The organism is Paenibacillus artemisiicola (assembly GCF_017652985.1).
In the GTDB taxonomy this organism is placed as follows: Bacteria; Bacillota; Bacilli; order Paenibacillales; family Paenibacillaceae; genus Paenibacillus_Z; species Paenibacillus_Z artemisiicola.
Map to the genome: position 1 here is coordinate 1 of NZ_JAGGDJ010000072.1, position 18,213 is coordinate 18,213.

At 64.0% G+C, this 18,213-nt stretch carries 17 protein-coding genes, 1 pseudogene and 1 riboswitch; of the genes and pseudogenes, 16 read left to right on the forward strand and 2 right to left on the reverse strand.

Annotation, left to right across the window (positions count from 1 at the left end):
• Window positions 1-364 (forward strand): asparaginase (locus I8J29_RS31670; protein WP_208851268.1); only part of this gene is annotated, 364 nt, incomplete at its 5' end.
• 198 nt (window positions 365-562) lie between these two features.
• Window positions 563-724 carry a DUF1328 domain-containing protein gene (locus I8J29_RS31675; protein ID WP_090640995.1) on the forward strand — a complete coding sequence of 54 codons (162 nt, stop codon included), beginning with the start codon at window positions 563-565 and terminating at the stop codon, window positions 722-724.
• Window positions 725-1,463: 739 nt separating this feature from the next.
• Here the strand turns inward: I8J29_RS31675 and I8J29_RS31680 are convergent.
• Window positions 1,464-2,354 (reverse strand): AraC family transcriptional regulator, encoded by an 891-nt coding sequence (locus I8J29_RS31680; protein ID WP_208851282.1) that lies wholly within the window; start codon window positions 2,352-2,354, stop codon window positions 1,464-1,466.
• 190 nt (window positions 2,355-2,544) lie between these two features.
• Between I8J29_RS31680 and I8J29_RS31685 the strand changes: the two genes are divergently transcribed.
• The 5 genes from I8J29_RS31685 to I8J29_RS31705 all read left to right on the forward strand — a co-directional run bounded on the left by I8J29_RS31685 (window position 2,545) and on the right by I8J29_RS31705 (window position 8,626).
• On the forward strand, window positions 2,545-3,717 hold the full coding sequence (locus tag I8J29_RS31685) for a galactokinase (protein WP_208851269.1): 1,173 nt from the start codon (window positions 2,545-2,547) through the stop codon (window positions 3,715-3,717).
• A gap of 129 nt (window positions 3,718-3,846) precedes the next feature.
• Window positions 3,847-4,836 (forward strand): UDP-glucose 4-epimerase GalE, encoded by a 990-nt coding sequence (galE, locus tag I8J29_RS31690; protein ID WP_208851270.1) that lies wholly within the window; start codon window positions 3,847-3,849, stop codon window positions 4,834-4,836.
• Between the two features lie 39 nt (window positions 4,837-4,875).
• On the forward strand, window positions 4,876-6,459 hold the full coding sequence (locus I8J29_RS31695) for a UDP-glucose--hexose-1-phosphate uridylyltransferase (protein WP_208851271.1): 1,584 nt from the start codon (window positions 4,876-4,878) through the stop codon (window positions 6,457-6,459).
• A gap of 168 nt (window positions 6,460-6,627) precedes the next feature.
• The gene (locus I8J29_RS31700) at window positions 6,628-7,989 is read left to right on the forward strand and encodes a UDP-glucose dehydrogenase family protein (protein WP_208851272.1); all 1,362 of its coding nucleotides are present in this window, start codon (window positions 6,628-6,630) and stop codon (window positions 7,987-7,989) included.
• Window positions 7,990-8,164: 175 nt separating this feature from the next.
• Window positions 8,165-8,626, forward strand: coding sequence for a hypothetical protein (locus tag I8J29_RS31705; RefSeq protein ID WP_208851273.1), 462 nt, complete (start codon window positions 8,165-8,167; stop codon window positions 8,624-8,626).
• Between the two features lie 133 nt (window positions 8,627-8,759).
• Here I8J29_RS31705 and I8J29_RS34090 read toward each other — a convergent pair whose 3' ends face one another.
• Complete coding sequence (locus I8J29_RS34090; protein WP_338113323.1) at window positions 8,760-8,990, reverse strand: DUF1128 domain-containing protein; 231 nt, start codon at window positions 8,988-8,990, stop codon at window positions 8,760-8,762.
• A 157-nt stretch (window positions 8,991-9,147) separates the two neighbouring features.
• On the opposite strand from I8J29_RS34090, the gene yyaC reads away from it, so the two are divergent.
• From yyaC to I8J29_RS31755, 9 genes and pseudogenes are all read left to right on the forward strand, one after another.
• Window positions 9,148-9,735: a spore protease YyaC gene (gene yyaC / locus I8J29_RS31715; RefSeq protein ID WP_240546626.1), complete on the forward strand. Its 588-nt coding sequence runs from the start codon at window positions 9,148-9,150 to the stop codon at window positions 9,733-9,735.
• 78 nt (window positions 9,736-9,813) lie between these two features.
• The gene (locus I8J29_RS31720) at window positions 9,814-10,665 is read left to right on the forward strand and encodes an alpha/beta fold hydrolase (protein WP_208851276.1); all 852 of its coding nucleotides are present in this window, start codon (window positions 9,814-9,816) and stop codon (window positions 10,663-10,665) included.
• 146 nt (window positions 10,666-10,811) lie between these two features.
• The gene (locus I8J29_RS31725; RefSeq protein WP_208851277.1) at window positions 10,812-11,468 is read left to right on the forward strand and encodes a DUF6483 family protein; all 657 of its coding nucleotides are present in this window, start codon (window positions 10,812-10,814) and stop codon (window positions 11,466-11,468) included.
• Window positions 11,469-11,500: 32 nt separating this feature from the next.
• Window positions 11,501-12,709 carry a class I SAM-dependent methyltransferase gene (locus I8J29_RS31730; RefSeq protein ID WP_208851278.1) on the forward strand — a complete coding sequence of 403 codons (1,209 nt, stop codon included), beginning with the start codon at window positions 11,501-11,503 and terminating at the stop codon, window positions 12,707-12,709.
• Between the two features lie 116 nt (window positions 12,710-12,825).
• The gene (locus I8J29_RS31735; RefSeq protein WP_240546627.1) at window positions 12,826-14,499 is read left to right on the forward strand and encodes a histidine kinase N-terminal 7TM domain-containing diguanylate cyclase; all 1,674 of its coding nucleotides are present in this window, start codon (window positions 12,826-12,828) and stop codon (window positions 14,497-14,499) included.
• Between the two features lie 20 nt (window positions 14,500-14,519).
• Complete coding sequence (locus I8J29_RS31740; RefSeq protein ID WP_208851279.1) at window positions 14,520-15,206, forward strand: GGDEF domain-containing protein; 687 nt, start codon at window positions 14,520-14,522, stop codon at window positions 15,204-15,206.
• Window positions 15,207-15,240: 34 nt separating this feature from the next.
• Window positions 15,241-16,323 (forward strand): HD-GYP domain-containing protein, encoded by a 1,083-nt coding sequence (locus I8J29_RS31745; RefSeq protein ID WP_208851280.1) that lies wholly within the window; start codon window positions 15,241-15,243, stop codon window positions 16,321-16,323.
• 36 nt (window positions 16,324-16,359) lie between these two features.
• Window positions 16,360-16,452, forward strand: a riboswitch (cyclic di-GMP riboswitch).
• An 85-nt stretch (window positions 16,453-16,537) separates the two neighbouring features.
• Window positions 16,538-17,260, forward strand: a complete 723-nt coding sequence (locus I8J29_RS31750; protein ID WP_208851281.1) for a PilZ domain-containing protein — start codon at window positions 16,538-16,540, stop codon at window positions 17,258-17,260.
• A gap of 120 nt (window positions 17,261-17,380) precedes the next feature.
• Window positions 17,381-18,213 (forward strand): annotated as a pseudogene (locus I8J29_RS31755) (hypothetical protein); the annotation flags it as partial.

Genomic DNA, 18,213 nt, shown 5'->3' on the forward strand with positions numbered 1-18,213 from the left:
CTTCGCCGCGGCGGCGGCCCGCATCGCCGCCGCCATGCGCCGCCACCCGGTCCTGGTGGAGGGACCGGACCGGCTGGCGAGCGTCCTGCTTGGCGACGGGAACGTCGTCGCCAAGAGCGGCGCGCAGGGCGTGTTCGTCTTCGCCCTGCGCAAGGAAGGCATCGCCGGCGTCGTCAAGCTCGCCGACGGCGGCGAAACGCCGTGGCCGGAGGCCGTCTGCGGCATGCTGGAGCAGCTCGGCCTCGGCGAAGACATCGTCGCCGCCGTTCGGCGGAGCCTGCCGCCGGAGATGGTCAACGACGCCGGCCAGGTGACCGGCCGGCGCGAGCCGTGCCTGCGGCTGCGCCGCGCCGATCGCGGCTAGCGCCCTTGCAAAGCCCCTTGAACCGGTTTCCGATCGGGACCGGTTCAAGGGGCTTTTTTGCGCGGTTTCGCGCCGTTCGGGCCGCACGGCGAAGACGCGTTTGCGGGGCCGGGGCGTTTCAAGCCGCGGGCAGACGGTGTATATGCCAAGTAGCAAGGGGCGGCAACGCCGACAACGAAAACCGAAAGGGTGATGGTTATGTTAGGGTACGCGGTATTGTTTTTGATTGTTGCGCTGGTGGCAGGGGTGCTCGGGTTCTTTACGTTGGCTTCGGCCGCCGCGGGCATCGCGAAAATTCTGTTCGTCGTATTCCTCGTCCTGTTCATCCTGTCGTTCTTCTTCGGCAGAAGACGCGCTTAGCCGGACGGCTTGATGAACGAAAGGCGAATAGCCGGCCGCGCACGGGTTCGGCTCGGCGCTCGATCGCAGCTTAGCCCGATGACGGCTTTGCGGCCGCGACGCCGGCGCGCGCATCGCGCGGCGGTCAGCAGGACAAGCATGAGCGTAGGAAGTCCACGCCCGGCAAGAAGCCTCCGCATCCACTTGAATCGTGGACGTGGAGGCTTTTTGCTTGCCGGGCGAAACAGAAATAGGCGGAGGCGGCCGGATCGTCCTCATGCATCGAACGAACCTGCCTCATAGGTAGAGGAAGGGGGCCGGTTCGCCTTCATTCCCTGAAATGCCATGCCATCCAACCAAGGTAGGTTGTCGAAGCACCTTCATCTTCCGAAATGCCGCGTTGCAACCAAGGTAGGTTACTGGAACCCCTTCACGCCCCAAAATGCCATTCATTCCAGCCAAAGTAGGTTACCGGAACCCCTTCACGCCCCGAATTCCCCTGCGTTCCAACCCATATAGGTAACCGGATCATCCTCATCCCCCGCAACGCCGCGCCTTCAAACCGATGTAGGCAACTGAATTCCCTTCACGCCTGGTAACGTGGTGCATCCCGCTTATGTAGGCTGCCGAACCGCCTTCATCCCCCGAAACGCCCTGTTTGTTAAGGCATTAAGTCTTTCAGCTCGCCCTCATGACCTGAACCTCTTAGCTCACCTTCCGCCTCGAAGCTCGCGGCGCCCCCTCCGCCGACCGCCCCGATTCACGCCTTTCCGCTAGTTCGGCTCTCCTTCTCCCGCAGCGACTTCATCGCGTCCCGGTACGCGGTCGGCGACTGGCCGTAGAACCGGCGGAACTGCTTGGAGAAGTAGAGCGGGTCCTGAAAACCGACCGACGCCGCGATCTGCTCGACCGTCAGCTCCAGCCGTTCGCGCAGCAGGAGATGCGCCTTGTCGATGCGCAGCTTGAGCAGGAAGGTGACGGGCGCGACGCCGGTCTGCCGCTTGAATTGGCGCGAGAGATAGGCGCGGTTGTAGCCGAGCGTGTCCGCCATGTTTTCGATCGTGATCGGCTCGGCGTACTGGGTGGACAAGTACCGGAGCACCTGCCGGGTGAGCGCCTCGCCCTCGCCGCCGCGCGGCTGCGCGCCCGTTTCGCCGTCCGCCAGCGCGGACGCGTACTCCGCGAACAGCAGCTGCAGATAGCCGGCGGACCGCAGACGGGCGGCCGAAGCGCCCTGCCGGAAGGCTCGCATCGTCTGATGGTACAGCACGCCGATCCGGCGGTTCCGTCCCGTGTCGGCGACGGGAGCGGGCAGGCCGAGGCCGGCTTCCGCGGCGAGCGCGGCCGCCTGACGGCCTTCGAAGGCGAGCCACCGGTAGCGCCACGGATCTCTTTCGCTCGATTCGTAGCTGATCAGCGTGTCCGGATGGATCAGAAACGAATGGCCGGCCCGTAGCTCGTGCCGCCTCCCGGCGCACGTGAAAGAACCCGAGCCGGAGAGGACATGATGAATCAAGTAGAAGTCATACACCTTGGGCCCGACCGAATGGCCCGGCTTCGTCTGGCTCTCGCCGGCGAACAAGACATATAAATCACCATGCGAATTGGGTTCGGGATTGGACAGCACCGTATAGGTCGCGCGCAGCTCCATCATCAGGAAACTCCTTTGTTTACAATTCGTCCATCTGTCCTTCATTGTACCATAGGCGATGGCGCGACTTCGATGCGGGGTCACAAAATTCCATCCTATCCTCACATCGTACCATTTCGCTCCGCGCGCCCTTCGGCTATACTGATTCTAGAATCAGACCCCAACATTCGACGGAAAGCGGTGCGGCATAATGGCGAACCTGCAAGAACTGACCCAACGATTTTTGAACGTATACGGCGAATCCTCCGAAGCCATCGCGATTTTCCACGCCCCGGGCCGCGTCAACCTGATCGGCGAACACACGGACTACAACGGCGGCTACGTGTTCCCGGCGGCGCTGGCGTTCGGCACGACGATGCTGGTCCGCAAGCGCGGCGACATGCGGCTCGGCCTCGCGTCCACCAACTTCGAGGAGCATAAGCATCTGCCGATCGCGCCGATCGTCTACGACGAAGCGGACGACTGGATGAACTATCCGAAAGGGATCGTGCACGAGCTCGAGAGCCGCGGCGTCGTCTTCGGCAGCGGGTATGACCTGCTGTTCCACGGCGAGATTCCGAACGGCGCGGGCCTCTCGTCCTCCGCCTCCATCGAAGTCGTGACGGCCTACGGGCTCTTGACGATGGAAGGCCGCGAGACGGACACGGTCCAAATCGCGCTGCTCGCGCAAAAGTCCGAGAACGCGTTCAACGGCGTGCAGTGCGGCATCATGGACCAGTTCGCGGTGGCCAACGGCAAGAAGGACCACGCGATCCTGCTCATGTGCGATACGCTCGAGTACGACCTCGTGCCGTTCAACTCCGGCGATTACCGCCTCGTGATCGGCAACACCAACAAGCGCCGCGGCCTGGTCGATTCCAAATACAACGAGCGCCGCAGCCAATGCGAGCAGGCGGTCGGGGACCTGAAGGCGGCCTTCCCGGACCTGACGCTGCTCGGCCAGCTGACGCTCGGGCAGTTCAACGCGAACAAGCACCTGATCAAGGACGACGTCGTGCGCGCCCGCGCCGAGCACGTCGTCGAGGAGATCGACCGCGTGCTGCAATCCATGAAGGTGCTGAAGGCCAACGATCTCGCGGCGTTCGGCCGATTGATGAACGCGTCGCACGACTCGCTGCGCGACCTCTACGAAGTGACGGGCGCCGAGCTCGACGCGATGGTGGCCGCGGCGCGCACGGTGGACGGCGTCCTGGGCGCCCGCATGACGGGCGCGGGCTTCGGCGGCTGCACGGTGTCGCTGGTGCGCAAGGACGGCATCGAGACGTTCAAGGCGGAAGTAGGACGCAAGTACACGGAAGCGACGGGCTTGGTCGCGGACTTCTACGAGTGTTCGATCGGCAACGGCGTCGAACGCCTCGCCTAAGCCGTACGGCAAGGCATCGGCGGAGGTTTGCCGGCAAGCCCGGTCAGGAAGCAAGGTTTTCCGAAGAAGCATGGCTTTCGAAGATTGCACAACAATACGGATTGGAATCAGAGAAGGGAGAGGAAACATATGGCGGTATTGGTAACGGGAGGCGCGGGCTACATCGGCTCGCATGCGGTGGCGGCGCTCCTCGAGCGCGGGGAGGACATCGTCGTAGTTGATAATTTGCAGCAGGGTCACCGGGAGGCGGTGCTCGGCGGCAAGCTGTACGTCGGCGATCTGCGCGACGGCGAATTCCTGGATACGGTGTTCGGGGAGAACGACATCGACGCGGTCATTCACTTCGCGGCGAACTCGCTGGTCGGCGAGAGCATGAAGGATCCGGCCAAATATTACCACAACAACGTATACGGCACGCTGTGCCTGCTGGAGAAAATGAACGCGCACGGCGTGAAGCGGATCGTCTTCTCGTCCACGGCGGCGACCTACGGCGAACCGGAAAACATCCCCATCCGCGAGGACGACCGCACGCTGCCGACGAACACGTACGGCGAAACGAAGCTCGCGATGGAGAAAATGATGAAATGGTTCGACGTCGCGCACGGCGTCAAATACGTCTCGCTCCGGTACTTCAACGCCGCGGGCGCCCACGCGGGCGGACGGATCGGCGAGGACCATCACCCCGAGACGCATCTCGTGCCGCTCGTCCTGCAAGCGGCGCTCGGCCAGCGTCCGCATATCGCCGTCTTCGGCGAAGACTATCCGACGGAGGACGGCACCTGCATCCGCGACTACATCCACGTCAGCGACCTGGCGGACGCGCACGTGCTGGCCGTCGACCGGCTGCGCCAAGGCGGCGACAGCGCCGTCTATAACCTCGGCAACGGCACCGGCTTCTCGGTCAAGCAGGTCATCGACATCGCCCGCCAAGTGACGGGCCGCGACATTCCGGCCGTCGTCGAAGCGCGCCGCGCCGGCGACCCGGCGGTGCTCGTCGCCTCGTCCGAGCGCGCCCGCCAAGAGCTGGGCTGGAACCCGACGCGCAACAAGCTGGAAGACATCATCGGCAGCGCGTGGGCCTGGCACCAGGCCAACCCGAACGGCTACGGCGACCGCTAAAGCCCGCGAACGAACGCGCGGCGAGAAGGAGACTAGAACATGACGGAACAACAACGAACCGGCGCGAACGACGCGCTGCTGCTGATTGAGCGGCTCGTGCAATTCGCGGCCCGGCGCGGCATGATCGAACCGCCGCTGGATGCGATCGCGTCCCGCAACGCTTTGCTCGACCTGTTCGGCTTCACGGAAGCCTACGACGGAGAAGTGCCGGAGGAGCAGTTGGACAGCCCGGCCCCGCTGCTGGAGCCGCTGCTCGACTACGGCGCTTCCATCGGCCTCATCCCGGACGATACGACGACGTTCCGCGATCTGCTGGACGCGCGCGTCATGGGGATGCTCATGCCTCGGCCGTCCGAGACGGCCGCGCGGTTCCGCCGCACGGCGGAGCGCGACGGCATCGAGCGGGCGACGGACGACTTCTACCGGCTCAGCATCGATTCCAATTACATCCGGATGGACCGCATCGCGAAGAACCAATATTGGGAGCAGCCGACCGCGTACGGCAAGCTGGAGATCACGATCAACCTCTCCAAGCCGGAGAAGGACCCGCGGGAAATCGCGCTGCTGAAAACGGTGGCGCCGAGCAATTATCCCAAATGCCTGCTCTGCGCGGACAACGTCGGCTACGCCGGGCGCGCGGATCATCCCGCGCGGCAGAACCTGCGCGTCGTGCCGCTTGAGCTGCAGGGCGAGGCGTGGTACTTCCAGTATTCGCCGTACGTGTATTACAACGAGCACAGCATCGTGTTTCATAGCAAGCACGTGCCGATGCGCATCTCGCACGCGACGTTCGCGCGGCTGCTCGACTTCACGGACGCGTTCCCGCATTATTTCATCGGCTCGAACGCGGACCTGCCGATCGTCGGCGGCTCGATCCTGAACCACGACCATTTCCAGGCGGGACGCCACGTGTTCCCGATGGAGACCGCCAAGGCGGAGCGGCTGTTCGTCCGCCCGGAAGACGACGGGCTGACCTACGGCATCGTGGCGTGGCCGATGAGCGTCGTTCGGATCGGCGGCGCGGACAAGGCGAAGGTGCGCGAAGCGGCGAACGCCGTTCTGGATGCTTGGCGCGCTTACGGCGATCCGGAAGCCGGCGTGTACGCGTTCACGGAGAAGGACGGCGAGCAAGTGCCGCACAACACGATTACGCCGATCGCCCGCGTCCGCCCAGGCGGCGGCTACGAGCTCGACCTGGTGCTGCGGAACAACCGCACGAGCGAGGAGCATCCGGACGGCATTTTCCATCCGCACGCGAACCTGCACCACATCAAGAAAGAGAACATCGGCCTCATCGAGGTCATGGGCCTCGCCGTCCTGCCGGGCCGGCTCAAGACCGAGCTCGAGGCGATCGCGGGCTTGCTGACCGGCGTGGCGGCGTACGACGCGGCGGCGCTGCAGGGCGGACCGCTCGCGAAGCACGCGGACTGGATCGCCGCGATGATCGAAGCGCACGGCACGAGGCTGTCGGCGGAGCGGGCGCAGGACGTGCTGCGGGACGAAGTCGGCCGCAAGTTCCTCGACGTGCTGAAGGACGCCGGCGTGTATAAGCGGACGCCGGAAGGACAGGAGGCGTTCGCCCGGTTCCTGCGTTCGCTCGGCCTGGTCGAGCGGGAAGCGTAGGGCGATAAACGGCCGAAACGGAGGCCGAGCAAGACGAGAAGGCTGTTCGCGCCCCCGGGCCGGACGGCCTTTTTCGCCGCCGGCGCAAGCCTTAATGCTGACATAATAATCGTTTGTTATGCTGTCGGGGTTAACAGATCACGCATACTGCGGGCGGGAGTGGGACGAATGAGAATAGCGGTAGTCGGAACGGGATACGTAGGGCTGGTATCGGGCACATGCTTCGCGGAGCTGGGACATGACGTCGTCTGCGTCGATAAGGACCGCGCGAAGATCGCGCTCCTGGCGGGCGGGGACATACCGATCCACGAACCGGGGCTTCGGGAGCTCGTCGCGCGGAACGCGGAAGCGGGCAGGCTGGGCTTTACCACGGATCTGGGGGCGGCCGTCGAGCGGGCGGAAGCCGTCATCCTCGCCGTCGGCACGCCGTCGCTGCCGAACGGGGAAGCGGACCTGACGCATCTCGAGGGCGCCGTCCGGGAGATCGCTTCCGCCATGAACGCGTACAAGCTGATCATGACCAAAAGCACCGTGCCGGTTGGCACGAACGCGCGGCTGCGCGCGCTGCTCGCGTCGCTGACGGACCGGCCGTTCGATATCGTGTCGGTACCGGAATTTCTCCGCGAAGGCTCCGCGGTGAAGGACACGTTCCATCCGGACCGGATCGTCGTCGGGGCGGACCGGGAGGAAGCCGGAGCGGCCGCCGCGGCGCTGCACCGCCCGCTGACCGACCGGATTTTCGTGACGGACGTCCGCAGCGCGGAGATGATCAAGTATGCCTCGAACGCCTTTCTGGCGACCAAGATATCGTTCATCAACGAAATCGCGAACATCTGCGAGAAAGTCGGCGCGGACGTCGGGCAGGTCGCGGCGGGGATGGGGCTGGACAACCGGATCGGCTCCTCGTTCCTGAAGGCGGGCATCGGCTACGGCGGCTCCTGCTTCCCGAAGGATACGCGGGCGCTCATCCAGATCGCCGGCAACGTCGATTACGAATTCAAGCTGCTCAAGTCCGTCGTCGACGTCAACCGCGACCAGCGGTTCAGCGTCGTCCGCAAGCTGCGGCGCCTGTACGGCGATCTGGCGGGGCGGACGATCGCGGTGTGGGGACTGGCGTTCAAGCCGAATACGGACGACGTCCGGGAGTCGCCCGCCGTCGACATCGTCGCCGCGCTGCTCGACCTCGGAGCGCACGTCCGCGCGTGCGATCCGATCGCGCTGCCGAACTTCCGGAGCTGCCATGACCACGAACGGATCGCGTGGTGCGGGGACGCGCTGGAGGCCGCGCAAGGGGCGGACGCCGTCTGCCTGCTGACGGAATGGCCCGAATTCGCGGCGGTCGACCTCGGCCGCCTGCGGCAGGCGATGCGGCAGCCGGTGCTGATCGACGGGCGCAATCAGTTCGACGCGGAGCGGCTCGAGGGCGCCGGCTTCGCGTACAGCTCGATCGGCCGCCCGGCATTGAACCGGGAAGAGGGCGAAGCGGCCGAGCCGGCGGACGCGCAGCCGAACCGAAACAATATCGCGTAAACGACGAATACAGCCTTGAAGTCATCGCGCTTCAGGCTGTATTTGTTTAAATATTGATAATTTCACGCGAATATGACAAAATAACTGGAATATTTTTATAAAATGAAAAGGAAAAACGGAGGTTACGGCGAAGCTATGAGCGAAGCGTAATTTCCAGATTCGGAGGGACAATTTGATGCCGCAGCCGATATTACCGATTGACGAATTTCTCGCGCTGGAGACCGACGAGCAGGTGGAGAAATTAAAGCAGTGGAAAATGGACTACACGCTCAAGGATATCCGCGAAGCGTGGGGCTTCAAGCATTCCGCGCAATATTACATGCTGCTCAAGAAGCTTCGCATATACGAGCGCGTCGTCAACAAGTCCGATAAATTTTCGCCCGAGCAGCTGCTCGCTTCCCGCGGCGGCGCCGACGCCTATGCCGGTGCGCCGTACTCGGCTGCGGGGCGGACGTTGCCGGAGGATCAGTTCGGCTACGAGCTGAACGTGACGCTGACGGGACCGGAGCTCGCGGAGAAGCTGGAACGGCTGGCGTATTTCCTCAAGGGCGAGCACAAGACGGTATCCGTCAAGCTGTCGATTTCGGCGTCGGGCGCGTTCGCGCAGCAAGAAGAGGAAGACGAAGAAGAGCGGTAAGCCGGTGACGAGCCGGCGATCCGCTGGCAGTATTAGACAAATAGTGGAAACGAACAACCCGGACGCAGCGCGCGTCCGGGTTGTTCGTTGTCAATTCACGCCGATAATTGTAAATTAATGTAATATTATCGGATCACTCGTTGCCGCGCAGCTGGCCGAGCTCCGAGACGATCGCTTCGACCTCGCTGATGCTGAATTTGTCTTTGGACGCGACGATGTCGTAGACGTCCCGCAGGTCCTCGTATTTGGCCAGGCTGAAATTCGACGCCTGCATGGCGGCTCCGGAAGCCATGCGCAGCTTGTTCTTGATCGCTTCGATCATGAAGGCGATGTTGTCCTCGTTCGGTTCTGCCAAGTTTCGCACCTTTAATCTCCTCCCGTTGTCTACGTGACTGCTCGTATTGTAGCATGCCTGCCGAATGGCCGCTACACCCGGAGCGCGCCTCGCCGCGGGCGCATTTGAAGCCGCATGGCGATTTCGGTACAATGGGGACAGCCGTAACGAGGGGGAAATCGAGCTTATGGGAAACCGGGCCAAAGCCCGCAGGGCGCGGCTGGACGATCCGGTGCCGCGGGAGCGCGTCGGCATCGAAGGCGCGGCCGCGCTCTTGCGCAGGGCAGCCGCCGCGGAGCCGGACCGCGGCCGGGTCGCGTTCCTGTGCATCGGCACGGACCGTTCGACGGGCGACGCGTTCGGGCCGCTCGTCGGGACTTTGCTGGCCGAGGCCGGCTGGGCCCACGTCGTCGGGACGCTCGAGCACCCGTGCGACGCCGACATGTACGACGCGATGCGCGCGGCGATTCCGGAGGGCATGCTCACGATTGCGATCGACGCGTGCCTGGGTATAAAAGAAGAGGAGCCCGGCTACGTCGTCGGCGAAGGCCCGCTGTTCCCGGGTCATGCGGTCGGCAAGCGGCTCGCGCCCGCGGGACATTACAGCATCGCCGGCATCGTCGGGCCGAAGAGCCCGAAGCCGTACTGGACGATCCAGCATGCCTCGCTGCGCGAGGTGCTGGAGCTGGCCCGCGCGCTGGCGGATGCCGTTCAGGCGGCATGGGGGGAGCCTGCGCTGCCGGGTTCCGGGCCGCAAACGGCCATTACGCTATAAGTTACGCCATAAACAACCATTACGCCATAAACGACCATCGGCGCCTAAGGCGGCCGAATACGAAGGGATGAGATACGCATGACAACGGATCCACGCTCGATCGCAAACCGGACGTTCGCGACGCCGGACGGCCAAACGATCGCTTACTACGATTCGCAAGAAGCCGGCACGGGCGGCGACGGCCGGGTCGTCGTCCTGCTGCACGGCTTCTGCGGCAGCTCGGCTTACTGGGAGCGGACGCTGCCGCTGCTGCGGAGCGCGGGCCGCATCATCGCGCCCGATCTTCGCGGCCACGGCCGCAGCTCGGCGCCGGAAGCGGACGCGTACGCGATGGAGGATTTCGCGGAGGACCTGTCGCGGCTGCTGGCGCACTTGAATGCCGGGCCCGTCGCGCTGTTCGGCCATTCCTTGGGCGGCTACGCCGCGCTCGCCTTCGCGGAGCGGCATCCCGATAAGCTCGCGGCGTTCGGGCTCGTGCATTCCACGGCAAAGCCCGACGGCGAGGAAGCGAAGGCGAACCGCGACAAAGCGGCGCGGGCGCTGCGGACGGACGGGATCGCGCCGTTCGTCGAGGGCTTGGTGCCGAAGCTGTTCGCGCCGGCGCACAGGGAATCGATGGCCGATGACGTGCGGCGCATGATCGGCGTCGGCCTCGGCACCAGCGCGGCGGGGGCGGCCGCGACCGCGCTCGGCATGAAGGCGCGCCCCGACCGGACGGGCGTGCTGGACGGCCTCGAGACGCCGCGGCTGCTGGTCGCGGGCTCGGAGGACGGCGTCGTGCCGCCGGCCAATACGTTCACGGCGGACGGTCCCGGGGTGACGCAGGCGCTGCTGGAAGGCTGCGGCCACATGAGCATGGTCGAGGCGCCGGAACGGCTGGCCGCGGAGCTGCTCGGGTTTTTGAACGATAATTCGAACGATAAGCAATAAAGGGGAGCGGCACGGCCGCAATTCATGGATGACGTCGCCAATTCGCGGAGCGAAGCGCCGCCCTGCCGCAAAGCCGGTGCCGGCCGTTTCGCTCCGGGCATGCATAGAGCTTTTGACCGGCGCTGCCGGAAGGGGAGGAGAACCGAATGTTTCAGCGGGATTTCTTTATGCGGATGATCCAGCAGATGGGCGAAGCCGCCGGCGTCATCATGGGCTTGCGCCAGCAGCGCAAGCACGAGGAGGCGCTGCTCGTCATCGACGATTTGCTCGACCGGCAGTTCCGGATGAACGGCAAGCTGATAAGGCAGCTGTCCGACGCCGATCTCGTCCGGATGATGACCACGAACGGCGTCGTCGAGACGGCGAACTTAAGCGGCGTGGCGCTGCTGATGAAGGAAGAGGCGGCGATCCTGAGCGAGCTCGGGCGGACCGATCAAGCGTATCCGATCGAGCTGAAGGCGTTCCATCTGTTCATGCGCCTCGCGCTGCTGGACGCGCCGGCGATGCTGCGGACGCCGTCGGAAGAGGCGGAGGAGCTGGCCGGCCGGCTCGGCGAATACGAGCTGCCCGGCGCCACGAAGCTGCTCATGCTGGAATGGTACGAGGGCGACCGGCGCTACGACGAGGCCGAGAACATGCTGCACGAGCTGCTGGAGGACGGCGCGCTGTCCCGCGGGGAAGCGGTCGATTTCTACAGCCGGCTGCTGCTGCTGCCGGACGAGTCGCTGGAGGCGGGGGGACTGCCGCGCGACGAGGTGCTGGACGGGCTCGGACGGATCAAGCAAGACACGGAGAAGGTTTAGTCAGATACGGTTTAGGAGCTGAAGAACGGACTATGGATAGCAACGAGCAATGGCGGCGCGACCTGGAGGGCTGGGTGGCGGAAGGGCGGATGGGCGGCGCGACGTTCAGCCAGCTTCGCCGGAAGGACGGCGGCATCCCGGCCAAGACGGTGATTCGCCCCGTCGAGCTGAGGGGCGCGCTGCATTATCAATTTCAATATTACGCCGACAACAAAGTCACGCACGAGAACGTGCCGCAGGCGGAAGCGGCCGGCCGCATGGCGGACTGGCTGGAGGCTCATTACCGGCAGGCGCTGATCCGGACGGACGACGCCGACGTGCAGGTGCTGTTCTCCAAGAAGGGCAAGGCGGCGGTGCTCCGCAAGCCGTCTTCGCAGCCGCAGGCGAAGCAGGAAGCCGCGCTTTCGCACAACCGGCAGAAGCAGCGGGTGGTGCGGGAAGGGGAAGCCGCGCCGTTCCTGGTCGAACTCGGCATCATGACGAAGGACGGCCAGGTCGTCGCGAAGAAGCAGGACAAGTTCCGCCAGATCAACCGGTTTCTCGAGATGGTCGAGGACGTCCTGCCGCATCTGCCGGCCGACCGGGAAATCACGATCGTCGATTTCGGGTGCGGCAAATCGTATTTGACGTTCGCGCTCTACCATTTGCTCGCCGTGAAGCGGGGACACTGCATTTCCGTCGTCGGGCTGGACCTGAAGGCGGACGTGATCGCCTTCTGCTCGCGGCTCGCCGAGAAGCTCGGCTACGACCGGCTGCGGTTCCAGGTCGGGGACATCGCCGATTACAAGGATCGGTCCGAGGTGGATATGGTCGTGACGCTGCATGCCTGCGATACCGCGACGGACGCCGCGCTCGCCAAGGCGGTGGAATGGGGCGCGTCCGTCGTGCTGTCCGTTCCGTGCTGCCAGCACGAGCTGTTCCGCCAGGTCGCGAACGAGACGATGAAGCCGCTGCTGTCCCACGGCCTGCTGAAGGAGCGGTTCTCCGCGCTCGCCACGGACGCGATCCGCGCGCAGCTGCTCGAGGTGCTCGGCTACCGCACGCAGCTGCTGGAGTTCATCGATCCCGAGCATACGCCGAAAAACATGCTGATCCGCGCCGTCAAGACCGGCGCGAGCCGCGCGGACGCCGCCGCCAAATGGCAGGAATACGCAGCGTTCCGCAATATGCTGCAGGTCTCGCCTTATCTAGAGCGGGCGCTCGAGGACAAGCTTCGCCTCGCCGTCGGCGATGTCAAATAAGGTGACAACTTTTATTGTCGGATATCCGGGCATTGTGATAGAATGGAAAAGTGTATACGAAAAATCGTCCCAGGCCTTTTGTCATGGCATATTAAATAGTGATTTGGGTGGAGCTCATGGGACTAACGGCAGGTATGGATCTTGGCTTGCTCTTAGGTTTGTTCGCTATCTTCGTCTATGTGTTCGTCAAGAACGTCATCACTACGCAATATAAGGTTTATCTGCTCTTCCACGTCTTCATGATGCTTTGGCCCATCGGTCAGATCGGCGTCCACTCGACAGATCGCCCGCACCTTCAGATTATCTTCATCACGCTCTCTTTTGTCGGATTCACGATGCTCGGCTTCGGCTGGCTGCTGTTCGCGAAATTTTTGGTGAACGGCGCCTACTACAGGCCGGGCCGAAACGTCGTTCTGCTCACGTTGGCGCCATCGCTGCTGCTGCCCGCGGCCATGATCTGGAACCCGGATAATCTGTTCGTTGCGCCGGTGGGCGGCGGGTACGCCGAGCGGGTGTACGGGCCCGTCTTTTGGGCCGTGATCGTGCAATTGGTCGGTTATTTTCTTTATGCGATCGGGATTCTCCGGAAAGCGTACCGCTCCGGGGACGCCCGGTCCGGCGGGCCGCGGGTCGGCAACGCGCTGATCGGCCTCGTCATTCTGGTGACCCTGCCGACGCTGGACCTCGTCGTCAACGTCGCGCTGGACCCGTGGCTTCCTGTCGTTCCCGGCATGACGACGCTCAGCATCCTGCTGTCGGACATCTACTTTCTGTTCTCGCTGCAGAAGCACCGTTCCTTCGATCTCGTGAAGGTGGCGAAGCAGGACGTCATCGACACGCTGTCCGTCGGCATCGTCGTGCTGGACGAGCACGACGTCGTCATCGAGATGAACCGGAACGTCAACCGCAGCCTGAACATCGCGCGAGGCAAGCGGCTTGACATGGAAGCGCTTTTGGCGGCCCATTCCTTGGCGGGCGGCGTCGACGAAGCGTTCCTGAACGGCTTCCGCGCGCACGCGGGCGACCGCATACATACCGAGATTTCCATCGGCGCCGGGAACGGGCCGAGGCAGTACATGGCGATGCACGCCGCGCGCGTCCGGGCGGGCGCGAGCTTGCGGGGGAGAGTCATCACTCTCCAGGACATTACGGAGCTGAAGTCGCTCGTCATGAAGTCGCAGGAGCACAACCATTCGCTGCAGGAGCGCAACCGCGCGCTGATCTACATGCAGGACGAGCTGTTCCAGGCGAACCGGAAGCTGGAGCAGATGGCCATCACGGACAGCTTGACCGGCTGCTTCAACCGCAGGTTCATGATGCAGCAGCTCGAACACGAAGTGCTGACCAACCTCCGCTACCGCATCCCGTTCGCCGTCTTTCTGTTCGACATCGATCTGTTCAAGCTCGTCAACGATACCTACGGCCACGTCGTGGGCGACGAGGTCATCCGGCGAACGGCCGAAGCGGTCCGCGGCACCCTGCGGCGGACCGACATCCTGGCGCGGTACGGCGGCGAAGAATTCGCGGTCTACCTGCCCCACACGAACAAGGAGCAGGCCGAGATGCTGGCGCAGCGCGTCCGCGAAGTGGTGGAATCGAACGAGATTCCGACGGGCCGCGGCCGCGCGCCGATCTCGGTGACGATCAGCATGGGCGTCCACGTCGTGGAAGAGCAGACGCATCTGCAGGTCGACGACGTGAAGACGTATTTGAAAGAGCTGTTTTCGAAAATCGACACGGCACTTTACAGGGCAAAGGACAACGGGCGAAACCGGGTCGTCAATCACTGAGTCGAAAGGGGATCGGCGGGATGGCGAAGAACGGGCAGGTTGTCGGGGCTGCCGCGGCATTGGGCATGACGGCGGCGTCCGCGGGTTTATGTTATATGGCGTCGCAAGGACGCGCGCTGCTCCCCGTCGAAGCCGGACTCGGCGCGTTCGCGGCCGTCGTCCTGTCCGCCGGCTGGCTGCTCGGCCGCTGCTACGACCGGCTGAAGACGGACGCGACGGTCGACGCCTTGACGGGCGTCTACAACCGGAGGTTCATCGAAACGACGTTCCGGAAGCTGCAGCGCCAGGCGTCCCGCAAGCGGAAACGAATGGCGGTCATGCTGCTCGACGTCAACGACTTCAAGGACGTGAACGACCGGTTCGGCCATCAGCAGGGCGATTCGGCGCTCGCCCTCATCGCGGAGACGCTGCGCCTCTGCGCCGAACGCGGCGAGTTCGTGGGCCGGTGGGGCGGAGACGAATTCATTCTGATCTGCCCTTACGCGGACGACAAGGCGATCGAACGGATCACGAAACGGATCCACGACCAGCTGCTCGCCGTATCCCGGAAGATCGGGCTTCGCTTGTCGGTCTCGACGGGCTGCTCCGTTTTCCCGGATCACGGGAAGGATCTCGGCCAGCTGACGCTCGCGGCCGACAAGAAGATGTACGCGGATAAATACGCAAGCAAAACGCAAGAAGCCGAACCGGCAGCGCTGCAGGCATGAACGGTCAGCGCGCGATAAAGGCGGGAGAACATCTATGAGAAAAATGCACATTACCTCCGTTGCTCCGGGAGAACGGCTTGCCCGCCCTATTTTGCAGGAAAACGGAAACGTGCTGCTCGGCGCCGGCGTGGAGCTGAACCAGCGTTTCATCGACAGATTGATGGGGCTCGGCATCGATATTTTATTTATCGACGATCCGCTGACGGAAGGCTTGGAGCCGAGCGCCGCCATTCAGGACGACACGCGGAAACGGGCAACGGAATCGATATTCAAAACGATGACCTCGATCATGGATCAGCCGGTCATCAAAGGCCGCACGATCGCGCCGGAGCTCGGACGGACGTTCCGCAAAGTATTCGGCGACATCGTGCAGGATCTCGTCGGCCGCGAGGAAGTGATGGTCAGCCTGACCAACATTCACGTCGCCGACAGCTATCTCTTCCATCATTCGCTCAACGTCGCGATTCTCGCAGGTATTATGGGCCTCGCAAAAGGGTATAATCGAAATCAATTGGAAGAACTCGGCATGGGCGCGCTGCTCTTCGACATCGGCATGACGCGGATCCCGAAGGAGCTGCTGAAGAAGACGGGGCCGTACTCGCCGGCCGAACGGCTGCAGATGCAGAAGCATACCGAGGAAGGCTTCAACCTGATCCGGGCGCAGCACGACATCTCGCTGCTGTCGGCGCACTGCGCGTTCCAGCATCATGAACGGTACGACGGCTCCGGCTATCCCCGGAAGCTGAAGCGGGACGAGATTCACGAATACGCGCAGATCGTCGCCATCGCCGACGTCTACGACGCGCTGACATCCGCGCGGCCGCACCGGAAACGGTTTACGCCGACCGAAGCGATCGAATTTTTGTTCGCCGCGGGGAATACGTACTTCGACTTGGAATTGATCAAGATTTTCTGCAGGCATATCTCCATCTATCCCGTCGCGACGACGGTCCAGCTCAATACGGGGCAGATCGCGGTCGTGGCCGTGAATAACCCGCTCGCGGTGCACCGGCCGGTCGTGCGGATCATCCGGGAAGCCGACGGGTCGCCGCCGCCCGCCGCCTACCAGATCGACCTGAAGGACGAGCACGGCCTCATGATCGTCAAGGAAGTCTAGGACGCCGATTGTCATTCGAATTCACAACTTCATAGACATCGATACTAGCAAACTTGCCGAAAGGCAAGGACGCAAAGCCAAAGGGTCTAAGGTTCGCGAACGCGGACGATTGACAGCCTGGCTGCCGAAATGTACCCCCGGTCGACGCCGGGGAACAGGAAGCGGCTCCGTTGTGAAGGATGCGCTTTTTTTCATATGGAGGAGGAAACGGAGAATGGCAGGAGGCATGAAGGCAAAAATCCAGGACGTATACGGCAGCGGCGATCGCGGGAAGTTTTCGCTGAAGGCGCTGCTGCACAGCCGCACGGTCGTCGAGAAGGACGGCTACGTGTCCACCGGCGTCCTCACGCACGCCGAAGGCGACATGATGGAAATCGAGCTGACGGAATTCCGGAACTTCGAGCTCGGCGATCCCGTCAACCTGACCGTCTACTCGCCGGTCGGCATCCATCGGCTGCGGTCGTCCGTGATCGCGAAGGCGAACGGAGCGCTTGCCGTCCTCTTCCCGGAACGCGCGCTCGCCGGCTTGGAAGAACGGCGAGAATCGCCCCGCGTCGACGTCGCGGTGCAGGGCAAGCTGAAGCATCGGCAGACGGAGACGGTAACGGGCAAGAACGACGAGCGGCACACGTTCGAGATCGAAGAGGAATTCGAGCTCGTCACGCGCAACATGAGCGATTCCGGCATCGGCTTCAAGCTGCTGTTCGGCGGGCCGAAGCTGGACGTCGGCGACGTCTTCGACGTCACGCTGGCGCTCGAGACGCAGTTTCCGTGCAGGCTGGAAATCATCCGCAAGGACGACACCGGCCAGCGGGAGGGCTACGGCGCGCGGTTCGTGGACTTGAGCGAGCAGCAGCGACGCGGGATGCGGGCATTCCTGATCCGGGAGCAGGTCGGGACGTATTTCCGGTTGAAGCAGCAGAAGCTGAGCCGGTGAACGATAGCTCGCGCGATATCATCGCATAGGGGAAGACGTTGACCGGGAAGCCGGCGGCGTCTTCCTTTTTTGAACGATCGGGCAAGCAGAAGTAAGCCGGTTGGCAGAGAAGGGGACGGCATGCGAACAATTTGGCTCGGCATCGGCTCGCTCGCCGCCGCGGCGGCGCTGGCGGGGGCGGCATTCCGGTACGGCATGTATTTCGATGAACGGTTTTACCGTTGGGAATGGCCGCTTTGCTTAGGCGGCGCCGCGGTCGCGGCCGGCTGCGCGATCCGGCCGCGAATCGCTTGGGGACGCGGCGGATGGCCCGTTGGGGCTTCGGCCGCGCCGGGGCTCCTGCTCCTTGCGCTGCTTTACGCGCTGGCGCTGCTTCGCGAGCCGGCGTCCGTGCTCGGCACGCTGCAGCAGGCGCTGCGATATGCCGCGTACGCGGCGTTCGCGCTGCTCCTTCACGCGGCGTTCGGCGCGCGGGAACGCCGCGTTTGGCTGGAAGCCGCCTTGCACGCCTCGGGTCTCGCCGTGGCCGGCTTCGCCTTGGCGGGCTGGCTCGGGTTCGCGTCGTTCCCGTCCATGATCCTGACGACGGCGGACGCCCGCGTGTCCGCCGTCGGCGCGCGACTGGCGGGCTCCGTGCAGTATCCGAACTTCCTGGGCGCGATCGCCGCCGCGTACTGGATCTGGAGCCTGGTGCAGCTCGCGCGCGCCGGTTCGGACCGCCGGTTCGGCCTGTTCGCCGCCGGCGCCATGCCGTATCTGCTCGCCGGGCTGCTGACCGAGTCGCGCGGAGCTTGGCTGGCCGCCGCAGCCGCGTGGATCGCCGGCTGCGCGCTGCTCAAGGGCAGGGAGCGCGCCGCCTGGCTCCTGTACGGCGGCTGGACGGCGCTGTGCGGCGCGGCGGCGTACCGCGCCGTCGACGCCGCCGGCCTGCGGGGCGCGGCGGACGGGAGCGG